The organism is Chryseobacterium sp. DT-167 (assembly GCF_058310155.1).
Map to the genome: position 1 here is coordinate 438700 of NZ_JBZEEQ010000001.1, position 18543 is coordinate 457242.

Here is an 18543-nt window from a genome sequence, read left to right on the forward strand (position 1 = left end):
GTAAAATAACATCAAAGTAAAGCGGTTACATTTAACTTAGAAAAATAAAATTGACGTATGAAAAAAATACAGATGGTTGACTTGCAGAGTCAGTATTATAAAATAAAAAATGATGTTGATAATGCGGTTTTAAATGTGATGGATTCCGCAGCTTTTATCAATGGTCCTGAAGTGAAATCTTTTCAGAATGAGCTGGAAAATTATTTGGCTGTAAAGCACGTAATTCCCTGTGCCAACGGAACAGATGCATTACAGATTGCCTTAATGGCTTTAGATTTACAGGAAGGGGATGAGATAATCACGGCTGATTTTACTTTTGCAGCAACTGTTGAGGTGATTCATTTGCTTAAATTGAAATCTGTTTTGGTAGATGTAGATTACGATACGTTTACAATCTCGACTGAGCAAGTCAGAAAAGCAATTACTCCCAAAACTAAAGCAATTATTCCGGTACATATTTTCGGACAGTGTGCGAATATGGAAGAGATTTTAAAGATTGCTGAAGAACACAATTTATTTGTGATCGAAGATGATGCACAGGCAATTGGTTCTCAATTTACATTTTCAGACGGAAGTATAAGACATGCAGGAACAATGTCTACAGTGGGAACGACTTCTTTCTTTCCATCTAAAAATCTAGGTTGTTATGGCGATGGTGGAGCAATTTTTACCAATAATGATGACTTAGCATATAAAATAAGAGGAATTGTCAATCATGGAATGTACGAAAGATATTATCATGATGAGGTTGGGGTAAATTCCAGATTGGATAGTATTCAGGCAGCAATTTTAAGAAAAAAGCTACCTAATCTTGATTCTTACAACGATGCAAGAAGAAAAGCTGCAGATTATTATGATGAAGCTTTTGCCGGAAATGAAAATATTTTAACTCCGAAAAGAGCAGAATATTCTACTCATGTGTTTCATCAATATACTCTAAGGATTCTAAATGGAAAGCGCAATGAATTGCAAAAATTCTTGACTGAAAAAGAAATTCCTGCAATGATCTATTATCCGGTAGCTTTAAGAAAACAAAAAGCCTATTATCAGGAAAGTGATGATGCCGATTTTGTGAATACAGATAAGCTTTTGGATCAGGTGATTTCTCTACCCATGCATACAGAATTGGATGAGGAGCAGTTGAAGTATATTGCTGATGTTGTGTTGGAGTTTATGGGATGAAAAATGTCCTAAAAAACGCAATGAAACAGATATCAATATGAATGCTATTGAAAAAATAAAAAGTCTTGATATATTGATTAATTATTATTCGAGTTATCAATATAATTTACTACAAAATTATAAAAATCAACTACAAATTTACATAGGCTTAGAAGATCAACCATTAAGTTACTCTCAAAGTATTCTACCACATGATTTGCATCAACATCCTTTGTATGAACCAATTATTGAAGAAGGAGAGCATTTGAATAATGAATTGATAGAGCTGTCTTTAGAACAAAGTGAATTTATAGAAAAGATGTTGAAATGGGAAAATGATGTTACTATATCTGACTCTTTTATAGAAGAAGAGTCAGAAAGACTGAATAGAAAATATAAAAAAGCTAAATTCAATATTAAGCAAATTGAAGAAAAAACTAAAATTCATAATTTTATTTTTAAAATTAAAATGCCTAAAAATAAAGAAAGGGTAAGTGAAATTAAGAAAACTTTGAATTCAGATTTTTATAATAGTATTGATAGTTTACCAAAAGAAGAGTTCAGAAAACAATTCTTAAATGCTTTGGAGAAAGTTGTACCTATTTATCAAAATGTATTATCAAATTATAAAGATACAAAACCATTAAAAGAACTAATAAAAATTAGTACCCACAGGGAAATATTAATTTCTACAAAAAAATACTCTTATATTAATGAAAATGGCATAAGTGATTTTTTGCATCTTTGGAATGTCAAAAAAGATAATGGAGAAGAAATAAATGGTAAAATATGGAAAAAGGCAAAAAAAGATAATTTAATATTTTATATTAACAAAGACGGATATTGTGATACTAATATAGTTGATCAACAGGAAAATGATATTCTTATTTTTGAAGATGCATTAATATTTGAAAACTTAAAAGTAATGCCAAACTATCTATTGTTATTACTAAATTTAGAATGTTATCAATACTTATCTCATTTCTATTATCATCAAGAGAATAATCGAGATGCTATTTTAGATTTTCATGTACCCATTCCTAATAAAGATGTTCAGACCTATTTTTCCGAAGCAATGGATAGATATTTTTTTTATAAAAGTAAATATAATGAACTTCTGGAAATTTTAAAAGAAGCCAAAAATATTCTAAAATTGCATGGTGAAGATGTTGCTAATTATTTTTTAGACCTAAAAATTGAAGGCATAATGTAATAATGATTTTTAGAAACCAAAACTTTCGTACCAAGTAATAAAAAACAAAATTAAATGGCAATACTTGTAACAGGCGGACTTGGATACATCGGTTCTCACACGGTGGTAGAACTGATTAATAATAACTTCGAGGTTGTTATTGTAGATGACTTATCCAATTCGGAAAAATTTATTTTAAATAATATCGAGGAAATCACAGGTAAGCGACCTATTTTTTATCCTTTCGATTTAAAAAGAAAAGAACTTCTCAATCAGGTTTTTGATGCACACAATATCGAAGGCTGTATAAATTTTGCAGCATTCAAAGCGGTTGGTGAAAGTCAGGAAAAACCAATTGATTATTATGAGAATAATTTATTTTCTTTAATCAATATTCTTCAGGAATTTAAAGCAAGAAAAATTTCAAACTTTATTTTCAGTTCGTCTTGTACAGTGTATGGACAAGCTGAAGAAATGCCAATCGATGAAAATACTCCGCTAAAAATGCCGGAAAGCGTTTACGGAAAAACAAAACAGATGGGAGAGGAGATTCTGAAAGACTTTGCTCAGGCTTATCAAAGTAAAATCTGTCTTTTGAGATATTTTAATCCAATAGGAGCGCATCCATCATCGTTGTTAGGGGAGTTGCCAATCGGAGTTCCGAATAATCTGGTTCCTTATGTGATGCAGACAGCCGCAGGAATTCGTGAAAAGTTAAGCGTTTGGGGAAATGATTATCCTACAGAAGACGGAACAGCAATCCGTGATTATATTTATGTAGTGGATTTGGCGAAAGCTCACGTTGCTGCTTTAAAAAGCTTAATCAGTAAAAATACAGAAGAAACTGTAATCGATATTTACAATCTTGGAACAGGGAAAGGTTCGTCAGTTCTGGAAGTGGTGAAAGCTTTTGAATCGGCTAATGATGTTTCGGTTCCTTACAAAATTTGTGACAGAAGAGAAGGGGATATTACCGTTGCTTATGCCAATGCTGACAAAGCAGAAAAAGAACTTAACTGGAAATCAGAAACCTCTCTGGAAGAAGCGTTAAAAACTGTCTGGGAATGGCAGAAATATTTAAATTCAAGAAAAAATTAATTTAAACATAAATATATTAAAGATGAAAACCGAAAGAATAGGTATCACATTTTCGTCATTTGATTTGCTACATGCAGGTCATATCAAGATGTTAGAAGAGGCTAAAACGGTATGTGATTACCTGATTGTAGGGTTGCAGATTGATCCTTCTCACGACAGACCTACCAAAAACAGACCTACACAAACCATTGTTGAAAGATATATTCAGCTGAAAGCTGTAAATGCGGTGGATGAAATCATCCCATATTATACAGAAGAAGATCTTGAAGATATTTTAAAATCTTTTGTAATCGATGTCAGAATTATCGGTGATGACTACATGGACAGAGATTTCACCGGAAAAAAATACTGCGAAGAAAAAGGCATTGAAATTTTTTACAACAAAAGAGATCACCGTTTTTCATCCAGCGATTTAAGGAAAAGAATCTACGAAGCCGAGATGGCAAAACTAAAATAAAAAAAGTCCCGAAAATTAAATTTTCGGGACTTTTTTATGATGATTAAATTCAATTACATCGGACCTTGTTGGTCGTCTCCTGTAGCATTTGAATTGACGTCTTTCTTTCTCTTCGGCTGCTCGATTTTTTCACCTTGCTTGAATCTATAAGTCAGTGAAACTGCAAACTGTCTTGGCTGCCATTGCATGTAAGAATCTCTGCTAAATTCTGATGTATTCGTAGTACTTCTCATTGCACGCGTATTGAAAATATCCTGAATGTTGAAACTCACTGTTCCGTTACCATCCCAAATTGTTTTTGAAGCACCAAAATTTAAAGCATACATATCATTTCTGGTCTGGTTTTCTGTTTTCTGGGCACCTCTGTAGAATCCTTGCAGCTGGAAACTGAATGTCTTATCAACTTTAAAAGTTGAAGTAAGTCTTGCTCTTGTGGAGAAACCTGTACCTTCGAAAGATAAAGGTTTACCCAATAATTCCGGAGCATTAGAAATTCCTGTCGTTTTGTAACCAAATAAATCAACATTTCCTAAGAATTTCAGCCATTTCGTAGCATCCCAGTTGAAATTTAGATCTAAACCGTAGCGGTCATCAGTTCCCAGATTAATGGGTTTTGTATGAAAAGCTCCTGCAAGATCAGAATATACCAACATTTTTACATCATCTGTAGTATGTCTGAAGTAAAGTGTCGGGTTAATGGTAAATTTTCCTTTTGAAATACTATATCCAAATTCGTAAGAATCTACATAAGATGGATTTAAATCAATATTTCCGTCAAAGATATTTTGATTATCGGTGTAACTCGGATTTGGAATCAAAAAGAATGATCTCGGTCTGTCAATTCTTCTTGAATAGTTAACCAAAAACTGATTGTCTTTCGCAATTTCGTAGCTTAAGAATACGGATGGGAAAAGATTATTGTAGGTCTTCTTACTGTTAATATTATCTGTGTAATAATCTAAATTTGAATATTTTATATCAACCTGAGAATATTCATTTCTAAGCCCTAACTGATACCCTAGTTTACCAATTTTGCTCTTAAACTGTAAATATCCTGCATTGAATATTTCTCTGTAGTAGGCATTGTAGGTAAAGTTGTTCAGGAAATGAAACTGCTGATTGTTGACAGTTCTTTCCAAAACATCATTATCATAGATGTTTTGATTAATATCTAATCTGTAACCGGCTTCAATTTTTGAGTTTTCACCAAGAGGAAGCTCATAATCAGCTTTACCAACTAATGTTTTATTTTTAGTAGTCTGGTTGATTACATTTTGCAATTGAAAAATATTGTCTTGAGTCTGGTTCACATCAGTATCATTATAAGATCTGTTACTTTGTAAGCTTGCAGACAATGAGAGATTTTGTCCTTTGTCATCAAATTTGTGATCTAAACCTAAATCTGCCTGAAACGCAAGGTTGTCATTAGAACCGGTATTCATTCTGTTAACAAACGAGTTTGAATTTTTTAGAAAACGGTAATCATAAGTGACATTACCAATGTTTTCACTTTCAAAAGTTCTAACAGTTGCTGAAGCATTCACCGATGTTTTATCTGAAATATCATAAACGATACCTGAAGATGCATTATAGTTGCTGTTGTTGCTGTTTGTAATTGATTCCTGACCTGTGAAAGTTCTGTCGTCGTCTAAAACAGCATTGAAAAACGTTGCATTGTTTCTGTTTGTATTTTTAGACTCACGATAACCGCCGCCGCCGTTTAAAAACCATGTAAGATTTCCTTTTCTCCAGCTAAGATTTGTATTTAAATTGGTTTGAGGCAAATATCCTAAAGTTCCTATTATACTTCCGTTAAAGCCGGTTTTTTTAGATTTCTTTAAGATAATATTTAAAATACCTGCTGTTCCGCTTGCCTCAAATTTTGAGGAAGGGTTGGTAATAACCTCAATTCTTTCAATTTGATCTGCAGGAATACTCTGTAATGCATTGGCTCCGTCATCAATTCCCAGAAGGGCAGAAGGTTTTCCATTAATTAAAAAACGAACGTTTGAGCTTCCTCTCATCGATACCGTTCCGTCTGTATCTACAGAAACTGAAGGTACATTTGAAAGAACATCCTGAAGATTTCCACCTTTACTTACAATATCCTGAGACGGGTCATAAGTTCTTTTGTCAAGCTCAACTTTATAAGGTTTTGTAGCAACAGTAATTGTAACGCCCTGAATATCCTGAGTTTTTAAATTTGTTGCAGAAGCTTCGGCTTCGATAGACAAAGCTCCCAGACTACCGGCTGCAGAAATCTGTCTGTTGATTATACTTTTCTTGTAATCGATTGCTTCAATTGAGATGTCATAGTTTCCGGGAGTCAGCTCAAGTTGGTACTGACCTTTTTCATCTGTTAAAGTTGCATCGCTGAAAAGCTTATTTGCTTTATTGCTAAAGGTAACAGAAGCATAAGGTACAGGCTGATTGCTTTTATCTACAATAGTCCCCGTAACGCCTATTTTTTCCTGCCCGAAAGCAAAGGCTGCTGCAGATAATACAAAAGTAAGCCCTAAAGTTTTCTTTGTAAAAATGCTGATTATTTCCGTCTGATTCATAAGGTATTCTTTAAATGAAATCATGAAAAATACATTTATAATTATGAAATTATTAAACGCTGAATTTTCAGGTTTTCAAGATTCGTTTATTATTTTTAATAGATTGGTCGCTTTTGAGAGCGAAATGTTAATTATTTAATTGTTAAATAAAAGTTAAATATATTTATCATTTGATATTTTTAGAATTGAGCCAGTCTTGGTATGCTTTTGCATTGATTACATGCTCTTCTGCACTGGCTGTAAATTTGTGATAACCCATTCTCGCAGGATCGGCACACATAAAAATATACTCATTGTTTTCTGCATCCAAAACTGCTTCTACAGAGTTCTTATCAACCACGCAGATTGGTCCCGGGGGAATTCCTGTATTTGCATACGTATTGTATGGAGACGGAGTTTTCAAATGCTTAAACATAACTCTTTTAATAGATTCTTTAAAGTTGTTTTGCTTATTCATCGCATAGATTACAGTAGGATCAGACTGTAATTTCATTCCTTTTCTGTAACGGTTTAAATATAAACCTGCTATGGTTTTCATTTCGTCGGGTTTTCCTCCCGATTCTTTATAAACGATGGATGCCAAAGCATAAATCTGATCTCTTGTCAAGCCGGATTTCTGTTCTTTTGCTTTTCTGTCGGCAGTCCAGAATTCGTTGTACTGATCTTCAAATTTCTTGAAAAATTCTTTCGGAGTTACCGTCCAGAAGAAATTATAAGTGTCAATGAAAAAATACTTTTTCAAATCTTCCGCATTGGTGTAGCCTTTTTCAGAAGCAATTTTGTTTAAATCATCTACAAATCTCAATGAATCCAATTCAGTTTTCTTTGAAACTTTACCGACCATCTGATAAATATCTCCGAAATCGCCAATTCTGAAAGAGTTTTCAGTCTGATTTCCTGCTTTGATCATATTCACCAAGCTTGTATTGCTCGCACCTTTTTTAAAATGGTAACGTCCTGGCTTGAAAAATTGATCCATCTCTTTATCTTTGGCAACATCTGTAAAAGACTCTTTGTTGTCAACATAAGGTGCAATAGAATCTAAAATCTGCTTAAACTCTGCACCATGAGGAATAAGAACGTAACCATCTTTCTGCACGTTGTTTCCGTAATATTTTTTATAAAATTTAAAACCAAAAAATCCTGCCACAGCAAGAATAAGGAGTACGATAATGAGAATAGCTTTTTTCATTATTGATCAGTTGATTAAAAGTTTTTTGTTTGATTTAAATAAGATCTATCTTACCTCTGAACACCTGTTTTGCCGGACCTTCAAGCCAAATTTCACGGAAAGAATCTCCGTTTTTTTCGGCATATACTTTGAGATCGCCACCCAACGTTTTAACTTTTATGGAAGTTAGATTGCTTTTTTGAAGAAAAGTTAAAGCAGAAGCAGTAACTCCTGTTCCGCAACTGAAAGTTTCGTCCTCAACGCCTCGTTCATAGGTTCTTACGAAAATTTCATCATCAGAAATATTTTCAACAAAATTTACATTGATGCCATTTTTACTGTAATTTTCAGAATTTCTGATGCTGTTTCCTTCTGCAAAGACATTGAAATTAGCAATATCTTCTACATATTTTACGTAATGTGGTGAACCGGTATTTAAAACTGAATCATTTCCGTCATTATTAATGCTGTCAACATCGATCATTTTTAATTTTACGATTTCGTTGTGAATTTCCGCTTCGTGTTCACCATCGATGGCTATGAAGGTGCATTTGTTTTCAAAGATATCAAGAAAAAAAGCAAAGGCCACGAGACATCTTCCGCCGTTTCCGCACATTGTGCTTTCTCCGCCGTCAGAATTGTAGTATACCATTTTAAAATCGTACTTATCATCGTTTTCGAGCAAAATCAGACCGTCTGCACCGATTCCAAATCGTCTGTCGCACAATCTTTCAATGATTTTTTTATCTTTTGGAAACTGCAGATCACGGTTGTCGATCATTACAAAGTCGTTTCCTGTTCCCTGGTATTTATAAAATTCCATACTTTATCTGTCTAAAAAATTAACGTGCAAAATTACTATAATAAAAACGAAAAAACGAACAGTGGTGGCTGTCCGTTGACTTATTTAGAATGATTACTATCTGAATCCTCCGTTAGACCTTGTTGGATTATTCTGTTGGGGAGTTTGAGGAGTCGCAGGAGTGGAAGGTGCAGTGTTTCTTGTACTGTTGGTACCATTTCGGAAACCGCTGTTGCTGTTTGACCTCGGAGCGGTTTGTTGTTGCTGTCTTTGGCTGCTGTTACTTCCTGAATTTCTAAAACCCCTGTTACCGCTATTATTCCGGTTGCTGTTGTTATTGTTTCTTGGGTTTGTGTAATTTCCGTTATTGTTATTGGGTGTATCTCTGAAACTAGGAGCAGGTCTGTTTGAAGGGCTTCTTTTTTCTACATACACTTTTGTTCTATTATTTCCATAATAATAAGGTACACCATTGTCATAGTAGTATCTCATGTCATTTCTATAGTAATATCCGTCATTACCATAATATCCTCCTGTGTTATAGTAACCTTGAGGTGCGTAATAATATCCATTATCATAATACGGATCTCCATAGGTGTCTGCATATCCGTTATTATACGACATACAAGAAGTTAAACTTGCTGCTACGACTAGTGTGAATGCTATTTTTATTAAATTTCTCATGACTTTACTGTATTTTTCTCTTTAAAACTTTTTTTCCAGTTGACGTATCCCATGATCGCCATTATGGTAAATACCAAATATTGAACCGAAGTGATTCCGAGCTCTTTATAAATTAACATAGGAATACAAACTAAATCTCCTAAGATCCAGAAAATCCAGCTCTCGATGCGGCGTTTCGCCATGAGCCACATTCCTACGAGAAAAGTTGAGGTGACAATTACATCAAGCCAGTTTGCCCAATCCAGATGATGTAATCCCAGATCTGCGCCATCGAATGAAAAATGATTGTCAATGTATGGTTTGTAATAATAGATGACAGTTACCATTATTACACTGAGCATAAAAAGTGTGATAGCAAAGATCCATTCTTTTCTCGTTGCCCAGGTTACATCTACATGAATGTGATCTTCAGTGTTTTTTGACCACAAAATCCAGCCATAAATACTCATTGCAGTATAATAAACATTGATCATACAGTCACCAAGCAATCCGAAATTGAAAAGAATATAAACGTAAATTAATGTAGAAATTATTCCTGTAGGATAAAGCCAGATATTTTTTTTAATGGAAAGGTAAACGCTTAGGATTCCGAAAATAGTTCCCGTAGCTTCCAGCAGAATCTGTAAATAAGTGTAAGATTCGTACGGTTTTATAAAAAGATCATATAAATTCATGTCATCAAAAATAATGAAAATATCAGTCGCCCTGAAATGTTTTAAAACAGGTGTAAATCAGTTTTTTATATTTTAAAATTTAAATTTAATATCGAAAGTTTATTAATAAATGTTAAGATCTATAAATTTTTTATATTTTCGTAAATCTTTAATAAATAAAAAATATGTCTAAAATTTGGACCAAAAAGCCCATGAGTGCTTTTGAGGACGATATGAAAAGTAGCCAATTGAAAAGGGTACTCGGTAAATGGAGTCTTACAGCCATCGGGATCGGAGCGATCATCGGAGGTGGAATTTTTGTGTTAACAGGAACTGGTGCATATTATCATGCAGGGCCTGCATTGGCACTTTCTTTTGTAATTGCCGGGATCGCTTGTGTTTTTGCGGCCTTGTGTTATTCAGAATTTGCATCTATTTTACCTGTAGAAGGTTCTGCTTATGCTTATGCATACGGAACTGTAGGAGAAATTTTTGCGTGGATTATCGGTTGGGGGCTTATCCTCGAATATGCGATGGGATCTATGACGGTCGCCGTATCATGGTCAGGATATTTTAATAAACTTCTCAAGATGTTCCATATCGAACTTCCGGATTATCTTACTTCTGATCCTGCAAGTTACACAGGAGAAGGATTTTCAATGAATTTGCCTGCTTTTCTAATTGTTTTATTTGTGATTTCTATCCTTATTAAAGGAACGAAAGAAGCAGCTAAAGCGAACAACCTGATTGTAATTATGAAAGTTTCAGCAGTATTATTTGTAATTATTGCCGGAGTATTTTTTATCAATACAGAAAACTGGGATCCATTTATTCCGGTACCTGAAATGGTTAAAGAAGGCGAAAATATGAAAGAAGCTTACGGTATTCAGGGAATTGTTTCCGGAGCAGCAGCAATTTTCTTTGCTTATGTAGGTTTTGATGCAGTTTCTACTCAGGCAGGAGAAGCGATCAATCCTAAAAAAGACGTACCGTTTGCGATCATCGTATCACTTTTGGTTTGTACAGTTTTATACATTTTGGTTTCATTAGTTCTTACAGGGATGATGCATTATTCAGATTTTAATCCTCAGGGAAAATATCCTGATGCGATCAAAGCTCCTGTAGCGTATGCTTTTGAAATTGCCGGTCAAGGTTGGGCAGGTTATATTATTACAATTGCTGCAACAGTAGGTTTGGTGTCCGTATTGATGGTAATGATCATGGGGCAGTCTAGAATCTTTTTGGGAATGTCTAAAGACGGTCTTATTCCTAAAATGTTCAGCGATTTGCATCCTTTGAAAAAAACACCTGCAAAAAGTTTGATGCTTTTAGGGATTTTAATTGCAACCGTTGCGGCATTCACGCCGATTAGTAAATTAGCGGATATGACGAGCTTCGGGACTTTGTTTGCCTTTACAATGGTTTGTGTTGCCGTCTGGATCCTGAGAAAAAAAGAACCTCAGTTACAGAGAAATTTCAAAGTTCCTGCTTTGCCGGTTATTGCAACTCTAGGAATCTGTATTAATCTTTATCTGATCTGGAATCTTAGCCACGAAGCAAAATATCTATCTATTGCGTGGTTGGCTTTGGGGGTACTGATCTATTTTACATACAGTCTTAGAAACAGTAAATTACATAAAGTTGGTTATGGTGAAACGTTCAAAGCTGAGCAGGAGCCTTTACAAAAACCGGACTTAGATTTGTAAAAATATAAACTTATAAAAACCACAGAATTTTCTGTGGTTTTTTTATTTTTGTTAACTATGAAAAAACTACTGCCACTTTTATTTTCACTTTTTGGATTTTTAATATTTTCCCAAAAGGTTAGTTTTGAAACTTTATTGAATGATAAAATAAGCATTCGCGCCCTTGAAATTTACGACAATAAAGTTTGGTACAGCGGAACAGATTCAAAATTCGGATATGTCGATTCAAAAAATCCAGAAAATAAGAAGCAGATTATACTGTCCGAGAAGAAACTTCAGTTCAGAACTTTGGCACAGGATAAAAATTCATTTTATGCAATTAATATTGAAAGTCCTTCGCAGTTTTTCAAAGTTGACAAAAAGAGCCTGAAGTTTAATGTAGTTTATCAGGATACTGCAAAAACTGCTTTTTATGACGCCCTGTATTTCAATAAAAATAAATTTTATGCTTTTTCAGATCCGGCAAAAGATTTAAAACTAAAGCTGCTGCAATTCAGTATGAAAAATGGAAAGTTTGAAATCAAAAACTATTCACATTTAAAATTGAATGTTGGTGAGGCAGCTTTTGCAGCAAGCAATACCAATATTTCCGCAGGACAAAACTATCTTTGGATTGGAACAGGAGGAAATACTTCAAGAATTTTAAGGTTAAATCTTAAAAATGACAAATTAGAAGCGTTTAGTACTCCTTTCGTCCAAGGAATATCTTCACAAGGGATTTATTCAATTGATTTTTCTGATGATAAATTTGGGATTGCAGTCGGTGGAGATTATACCAAACAAGAAGCCAACATCAATAATATCGCAACGACAATTGACGGCGGGAAAACATGGCAGATTCAGGCTTCCGGAAAAAATGCAGGATATACAACTTGCGTAAAGATAAAATCAAATTCTAAAGGGAAAGAGATTATCGCAGTTGGAGATCAGCACATCAGTTACTCATCAGATTTCGGGAAAACATGGAAGAAAATCTCTGACGAAAAAGGACTTTTTGTCTGCGAATGGATTGATGACAAAACGTTAGTTTTTGCAGGAAAAGACAGAATTATAAAAATGAAAATAGATTGATATTTAAATGAAATTTAAGTTGGTTTATTTTTTATTCTAATGTTTCTGATAGACGATATCGTTTATTTAACTGATTTTTTCAAATTACCTTTGAACAAAATTTCTCCAATGAAAAATCTGAAAATATTTTTTTTACTCTTAGTTCCTGCTTTATTTTACACACAAAAAATAAGGATTTTTATTCTTGCCGGACAGTCAAATATGAATGGTTTCGGATATAATAAAGATCTTCCGAATGATTTAAAATCTTTTAAAGACGTTTATATATTTCAGGGAAACTCAGTTCCGGATGGTGATCTGAATGGCGGTACTGGAAAATGGGACGTTTTAAAGCCAGGAAACGGAACCGGTTTCAAATCAGACGGCAAAACAAATACGCTTTCAGACAGATTTGGTCTGGAGCTTTCTTTTGCTAAAAGAATGAAAGAACTTTTCCCGAATGATAAAATTGCTTTAATCAAATATGCGAGAGAAGGAACTTCTATTGACAGCATTGCAGCAGCAAATTTCGGATGTTGGGATGCTGATTTTAATGGCAAAAATGGGATTAATCAATATGATAATTTTCTGAAAACAGTGAAAAATGCTTTGTCTGAAACCGATATTGACGGAAACGGGAAAAAAGACGAAATCATTCCATCAGGAATTTTGTGGATGCAGGGTGAAGGTGACGCAAGTTACGATGAAGAAATTGCCAGCAGATATTACGCTCATTTGAAGATTTTAATGAATCAGATGCGCGCAGCTTTACTTACGGATGATCTTCCTGTTGTGATCGGGAAAATTTCAGATTCGGGAAAGAATGAAAAAGGAAAAGTTTGGCCAACTGGTGAACTGGTACAATACGCTCAGGAAAAATTTGTAAAAACAGATAAAAACGCTGCAATCGTCCGTGCAACCAAAAAATACAATTACGGAAATGATCCTTGGCATTATGACAGTGCGGGTTATATTGATTTAGGAAAAAACTTTGCTGACGAAGTATTTAGATTGATTATAAAATAAGAACTAATATATTTCATGCTCAAAAAGTCATCCGTAATGGTTAATTTTGCATGATAAAAATCTCACAAGGATTTAATCTTTTTTAAAATTTCAGAATGAATTCGTTAATCGATAAATATAATATTCCCGGACCTCGTTACACGTCTTATCCCACCGTTCCTTATTGGGACGAAAGCACTTTTTCACCAGAAAAGTGGAAAGAAAGTGTGATAAGATCTTTCAATGAAAGCAATTCGGAAGAAGGGATTTCAATTTATATTCACCTGCCTTTCTGTGAGGCTTTATGTACGTTTTGCGCTTGTCATAAACGTATTACCAAACAGCACAGCGTAGAAATTCCTTATCTTGAAAGTGTTTTAAAAGAATGGAAATTATATTTAGAACTGTTTGAAAATAATAGTATAAAAGGAAGCTTGGGAAATGAAGATGAAAGTTCACAACTCTCAGATTCTCAAACCCTCAAACCCTCCAACAAGCCTAAGCTCAAGGAACTTCATCTTGGTGGCGGAACTCCCACTTTTTTCTCTCCTCAGAATTTAAAAATATTATTGGAAGGGATTTTTTCAACGGTTGAAATCGCTGAGCATCCCGAGTTTTCATTTGAAGGTCACCCGAATAATACAGCAAGACAACATCTTCAGACTCTGTATGATTTAGGTTTCCGAAGAGCAAGTTTTGGGGTTCAGGATTATGATCCGAAAGTACAGAAAGCGATCAACAGAATTCAGCCTTTCGAAAAAGTAAAAGAAGTCACAGAAATCGCCCGTGAAATCGGTTATACAGGGATCAGTCATGATTTGGTGTTCGGACTTCCGCATCAAAGTTGGGAAGCAATGGAGCATACGATCCGCAAAACAATGGAATTAAAACCAGACCGTTTGGCATTTTATTCTTATGCTCACGTTCCGTGGGTAAAAGGAGTAGGGCAAAGAGGTTTTGACGAAAATGATCTTCCGAGTGGCGAAGAAAAGCGACGTTTGTATGAAGATGGCAAAAGACTTTTAGAAAATTTAGGATATATTGAGGTGGGAATGGATCATTTTTCTCTGGAGCATGATGATCTGTATCAATCTTTAATTCAGAAAAAACTTCACCGTAATTTCATGGGATATACTTCAAGCAATACTCAGTTGATGGTTGGTTTGGGGATGTCTGCCATCTCAGATTCATGGTATGCTTTTGCGCAGAATGTGAAAACGGTAGAAGAGTATCAGAAAATTGTTGAAGAGGGCGTAATTCCTGTGGTAAAAGGGCATATTCTGAATGAAGAAGACTTGATTGTAAGAAGACACATTTTAAATTTAATGTGTCAGCTTGAAACTACTTTTGATATTCAAAATTCTTTTCCTGAACTTGAAAATGCTTTCGAAATGTTAAAGGAAATGGAAAAAGATGAATTGGTGAAAATTCATGATAACCAAATAAAAATTACCGAAAAGGGTAGAGCATTCACGAGAAACGTTGCCATGGTTTTTGATCTCCGAATGATGAGAAATAAACCGGAGACAAGAATTTTCTCAATGACGATATAATGAAAAAGCGGTATAAATCTTAAAATCAGAACATACCTGCATCTGCAATGAATAATTATTTAACTATAAAGGAGATGAAGTTTTGTCTCAAAAATATTTATTAGTTTAAATAATCAGATGAAAGTATATGAGTTGACAAAAAAACATAATTAGGAAAAATAAAAATATATTTGACCTGATTAAATTTAGTTACGCAGATTTTTTTTAATCTTCCTTTGTGTCGGCAGATCCCTGAATTTTCTTAATAATCAACATTCGCAATCGATCCTCATGCTGATCTGCCCATTGACCTAAAACTCCTACTACAGGAATGAGACTCTCACCGAACTCTGTAAGTGAATATTCTACTTTTGGCGGAACGACAGGATAGATAATTTTTGAAACAAGTTCGTGTTCCTCCAATTCTTTCAGCTGAATATTTAAAACCCTTCGTGAGGCATCCGGTATTTTGCGCTGCAATTCACTCGGTCTTTTATGCCCTTGGTGGATAAACCAAAGCAAGCGTATCTTCCATTTTCCGTAAAGTACTTCACCGATCAGATCAAGACCGCAATTCAGGTTAGGTATTATTTTTCTCTCATACATATTGCAAAATTAAACGTATGTTCCGATTGATACAATAGGGGAATAATTTTTCCCTATATGAATCGTATTTCCGTACTTGTGGAAACTGTTTTTATGCCCCAATTTTGTCCTACAAATAATCTTAAAAAATGGAACAATTTAATTTCAACAATGAGTTATCAGGCAAGATTGCCTTGGTAACGGGCGGAACAAAAGGAGCAGGAAGAGCAATTGCAGAAAGGCTTTTGCAGGCTGGTGCAACAGTTATTATTACTGCAAGGAATGCGCCGGAAGAGGAAAACGAGAAGTTGCATTTCATCTCCGCTGATTTAAGTACGGTAGAGGGATCACAAAAGGTGGTGAATGAGGTGCTATCAACTTATGGAAGGCTGGATATTCTTGTAAACAACCTTGGATCTTCATCGACGCCTGCAGGTGGATTTTCTGTATTAACTGATGTAGATTGGATTTCAACCCTGCAGGCTAATTTGCTTGCCCCGGTGCGGCTGGACAGAGGATTTTTACCACAGATGGTTGACAGGAAAAGCGGTGTGATCATTCACATAGCTTCAATACAGGGTAAACTCCCTTTGTACGATTCAACTTTACCTTATGCAGCTGCAAAAGCAGGATTGAGAAACTACAGTAAAAGTTTATCGAATGAAGTTACGCCGAAGGGTGTTCGTGTGCTGACTGTTTCGCCAGGCTGGATCAATACCACAGCATCGGAAGCCTGGCTTGGCGAGATTGCAAGAAACGCGAATAGTACTGTAGAAGAAGCGCAACAAAGTGTAATGGATGCACTGGGTGGAATACCATTCGGACGACCGGCAGAACCCAGAGAAGTTGCAGAATTTGTCGGCTTTCTAGTTTCGCCAAGAGCAAACTATCTCACAGGGACAGAATTTGTAATTGACGGTGGAACTGTACCCACTATTTAATAACCTCAAAATAAAAAACAATGAATTTACCGACAGTAATATCAGATTTAGTACAAGCGCAAAACAATTTTGACAGTGTTGCTTACGCAAACTGTTTTTCCGAAACGGCAGTCGTTTTTGATGAAGGCAAAACACACAATGGAAGAAAAGAAATAGAACATTGGATTGCAGATGCCAATGAGCGATATAAGGCTACAATGGAGCCTATCAGCTTTAGTGAAAAAGGAACGGAAAGTATCTTAAAAGTAAATGTTTCAGGGAATTTTGATGGAAGTCCTATTATATTGGTTTATCATTTGGAAATAACTGATGAATTGATACAGTCATTGAAAATTACAGGATAATCGGGAACGGCTAATTTAGCCGTTCTTTTTTATTTAAAAAGATCTTTTGAATCCAGAGTTGAATAGCGTGAATAAGTTGTCTGGCAAAGTTTCTAAAATCATAAGACTGCGCTCAATATCTAAATGATATCTTATCAATTGCGAGAGACGCTAGCCGAGTAATTATCAATTAAAAGACCATTGAATCAACGATCTTTTAAAATGATAATTATAATATTTATTTGATAATCAGCTTCTGACTGTACTCTTTCAAATCTCCTGATTTGATGTTGAGATAATAAACTCCGGGTGTGATTCCGGTAACGTCGAGACTGTTTTCGCTATCCAGTTTCACATCAGTCATAACAATTTTACCTTCTGTACTTATCAATTCTACTTTAGCATCAGCAGATCGTAATCCTTCTACGAAAACTTTTTCGTGAGCAGGGTTAGGATAAATTCTTATTTGATTCAAATTATTTCCCTGCGTTCCTAAACTTGCTGTCGTGATCTTATAGATTTTACCGTTATTGACCGCTGCAACATATAATTCTTTTTGAAAATCTTCTCCAAAAGTTGAAAAATTATTTCCTGAGAAAGCAGTTGTCCAGGTAATAACATTGCCTGCATCTAAAGTTCCGATCTGTTGCGAACAATAATCCGCAAAGAAATATCTTCCCTGAAGACTTGGTGAGGCAGTTCCACGATACACATAACCACCTGTAATCGAACATTTCCCGCCTGAATGATCATACACTGCAATTGGAAAAGTCATTGTGGCGGAAGCTGCACAGCCAGTTGTATTGTAAGTGTTGTTGCCTTCGTAACAGCGCCATCCGTAATTGAGTGCTGGAGTTGCAATTGGCATTTTGTTGATCTCCTCAATTACACCCTGTCCGACATCTGCAATCATTGCATTTCCTGTCGTCTGATCGAATGAAAATTTCCATGCATTTCTGAGTCCATAAGACCAAACCTCATCTGCGCCATCCACTCCGACAAAGGGATTTCCGGCAGGAATGTTGTATGGTCCTGTAGAATTGACGTCAATTCGCAACATTTTTCCCAACAACGAATTTTTGTTTTGTCCGTTATTATTAGGATCACCACCGCTGCCACCATCACCCGTTACGATCCATAGATTTCCGTCGGGAGCAAAGTGAATGCTGCCTCCATTATGATTATCAAATGGTTTTGGAATGTTGAGAATAATTTTTTCACTGGTATCATTCGCAACATTCGGATTGGTTGTACTTACAGAATATCTCGCCACGACAATATTTCCGGCAGTATTGTTATAATACACAAAGAAATAACCGTTGGTCGAATATTGCGGATGAAAGGCCAATCCGAGAAGTCCTCTTTCTCCGCCATAGGTTATTTTTGAACTGATGTTCAGAAAATCAGCTGCATTGATGGTTCCATTGGGCTGAATGATTTTAATAATTCCATTCTGTTGTACAACAAATAACCGGCTGTCGTTGGCATTCGTGATTTCTACAGGTGCAGTAAGACCTGTTGCAAATTCTTGCAATACAAAACTTTGAGAGTAAAATAGTAAGGAAGAAAATAATGAAACTGAAAGTAGTGATTTTTTCATAATATTTTGATATTTAGTGTAT

The 18543-nt window shown here is 35.0% G+C and carries 17 protein-coding genes; 10 read left to right on the top strand and 7 right to left on the bottom strand.

Annotated elements, in window-relative coordinates; genetic code table 11:
- Positions 1-57 precede the first annotated feature (57 nt).
- The 4 genes from AC4FQ5_RS01920 to AC4FQ5_RS01935 are packed head-to-tail and all read left to right on the top strand — an operon-like array spanning position 58 to position 3908.
- Positions 58-1182, top strand: coding sequence for a DegT/DnrJ/EryC1/StrS family aminotransferase (locus AC4FQ5_RS01920; protein WP_491140809.1), 1125 nt, complete (start codon positions 58-60; stop codon positions 1180-1182).
- Between the two features lie 37 nt (positions 1183-1219).
- A complete protein-coding gene (locus AC4FQ5_RS01925; protein WP_491140810.1) occupies positions 1220-2374 on the top strand; it encodes a hypothetical protein in 1155 nt (384 codons plus the stop codon).
- Between the two features lie 54 nt (positions 2375-2428).
- Positions 2429-3451, top strand: a complete 1023-nt coding sequence (gene galE, locus AC4FQ5_RS01930; RefSeq protein ID WP_491140811.1) for a UDP-glucose 4-epimerase GalE — start codon at positions 2429-2431, stop codon at positions 3449-3451.
- 22 nt (positions 3452-3473) lie between these two features.
- A complete protein-coding gene (locus AC4FQ5_RS01935) occupies positions 3474-3908 on the top strand; it encodes an adenylyltransferase/cytidyltransferase family protein (protein ID WP_491140812.1) in 435 nt (144 codons plus the stop codon).
- Positions 3909-3961: 53 nt separating this feature from the next.
- Here the strand turns inward: AC4FQ5_RS01935 and AC4FQ5_RS01940 are convergent, their stop codons facing one another.
- The 5 genes from AC4FQ5_RS01940 to pnuC form a co-directional block, all read right to left on the bottom strand.
- Positions 3962-6469, bottom strand: a complete 2508-nt coding sequence (locus tag AC4FQ5_RS01940; RefSeq protein WP_491140813.1) for a TonB-dependent receptor domain-containing protein — start codon at positions 6467-6469, stop codon at positions 3962-3964.
- 166 nt (positions 6470-6635) lie between these two features.
- Positions 6636-7661 (bottom strand): endolytic transglycosylase MltG, encoded by a 1026-nt coding sequence (gene mltG / locus AC4FQ5_RS01945; RefSeq protein WP_491140814.1) that lies wholly within the window; start codon positions 7659-7661, stop codon positions 6636-6638.
- Positions 7662-7695: 34 nt separating this feature from the next.
- Entirely contained in the window at positions 7696-8463 is a 768-nt protein-coding gene (dapF, locus tag AC4FQ5_RS01950) for a diaminopimelate epimerase (protein WP_491140815.1), read from the bottom strand.
- Between the two features lie 96 nt (positions 8464-8559).
- Positions 8560-9126 carry a hypothetical protein gene (locus tag AC4FQ5_RS01955; RefSeq protein ID WP_491140816.1) on the bottom strand — a complete coding sequence of 189 codons (567 nt, stop codon included), beginning with the start codon at positions 9124-9126 and terminating at the stop codon, positions 8560-8562.
- Positions 9123-9800: a nicotinamide riboside transporter PnuC gene (gene pnuC / locus AC4FQ5_RS01960; RefSeq protein ID WP_491140817.1), complete on the bottom strand. Its 678-nt coding sequence runs from the start codon at positions 9798-9800 to the stop codon at positions 9123-9125. Before pnuC ends, AC4FQ5_RS01955 begins: the two co-directional genes overlap by 4 nt.
- 164 nt (positions 9801-9964) lie before the next feature.
- On the opposite strand from pnuC, the gene AC4FQ5_RS01965 reads away from it, so the two are divergent.
- The 4 genes from AC4FQ5_RS01965 (at position 9965) to hemN (ending at position 15093) form a co-directional block, all read left to right on the top strand.
- The gene (locus AC4FQ5_RS01965; RefSeq protein WP_491140818.1) at positions 9965-11485 is read left to right on the top strand and encodes an APC family permease; all 1521 of its coding nucleotides are present in this window, start codon (positions 9965-9967) and stop codon (positions 11483-11485) included.
- A gap of 57 nt (positions 11486-11542) precedes the next feature.
- A complete protein-coding gene (locus tag AC4FQ5_RS01970) occupies positions 11543-12556 on the top strand; it encodes a WD40/YVTN/BNR-like repeat-containing protein (RefSeq protein ID WP_491140819.1) in 1014 nt (337 codons plus the stop codon).
- Positions 12557-12664: 108 nt separating this feature from the next.
- On the top strand, positions 12665-13561 hold the full coding sequence (locus AC4FQ5_RS01975; protein WP_491140820.1) for a sialate O-acetylesterase: 897 nt from the start codon (positions 12665-12667) through the stop codon (positions 13559-13561).
- 95 nt (positions 13562-13656) lie between these two features.
- A complete protein-coding gene (hemN, locus tag AC4FQ5_RS01980) occupies positions 13657-15093 on the top strand; it encodes an oxygen-independent coproporphyrinogen III oxidase (protein ID WP_491140821.1) in 1437 nt (478 codons plus the stop codon).
- 204 nt (positions 15094-15297) lie between these two features.
- On the opposite strand, the gene AC4FQ5_RS01985 is transcribed toward hemN, so the two are convergent.
- A complete protein-coding gene (locus AC4FQ5_RS01985) occupies positions 15298-15678 on the bottom strand; it encodes a winged helix-turn-helix transcriptional regulator (protein WP_491140822.1) in 381 nt (126 codons plus the stop codon).
- 128 nt (positions 15679-15806) lie between these two features.
- On the opposite strand from AC4FQ5_RS01985, the gene AC4FQ5_RS01990 reads away from it, so the two are divergent.
- Complete coding sequence (locus tag AC4FQ5_RS01990) at positions 15807-16598, top strand: SDR family oxidoreductase (RefSeq protein WP_491140823.1); 792 nt, start codon at positions 15807-15809, stop codon at positions 16596-16598.
- 20 nt (positions 16599-16618) lie between these two features.
- Positions 16619-16942, top strand: a complete 324-nt coding sequence (locus AC4FQ5_RS01995) for a nuclear transport factor 2 family protein (protein ID WP_491140824.1) — start codon at positions 16619-16621, stop codon at positions 16940-16942.
- A gap of 217 nt (positions 16943-17159) precedes the next feature.
- On the opposite strand, the gene AC4FQ5_RS02000 is transcribed toward AC4FQ5_RS01995, so the two are convergent.
- Positions 17160-18521, bottom strand: a complete 1362-nt coding sequence (locus AC4FQ5_RS02000; protein ID WP_491140825.1) for a PQQ-dependent sugar dehydrogenase — start codon at positions 18519-18521, stop codon at positions 17160-17162.
- Positions 18522-18543 lie beyond the last annotated feature (22 nt).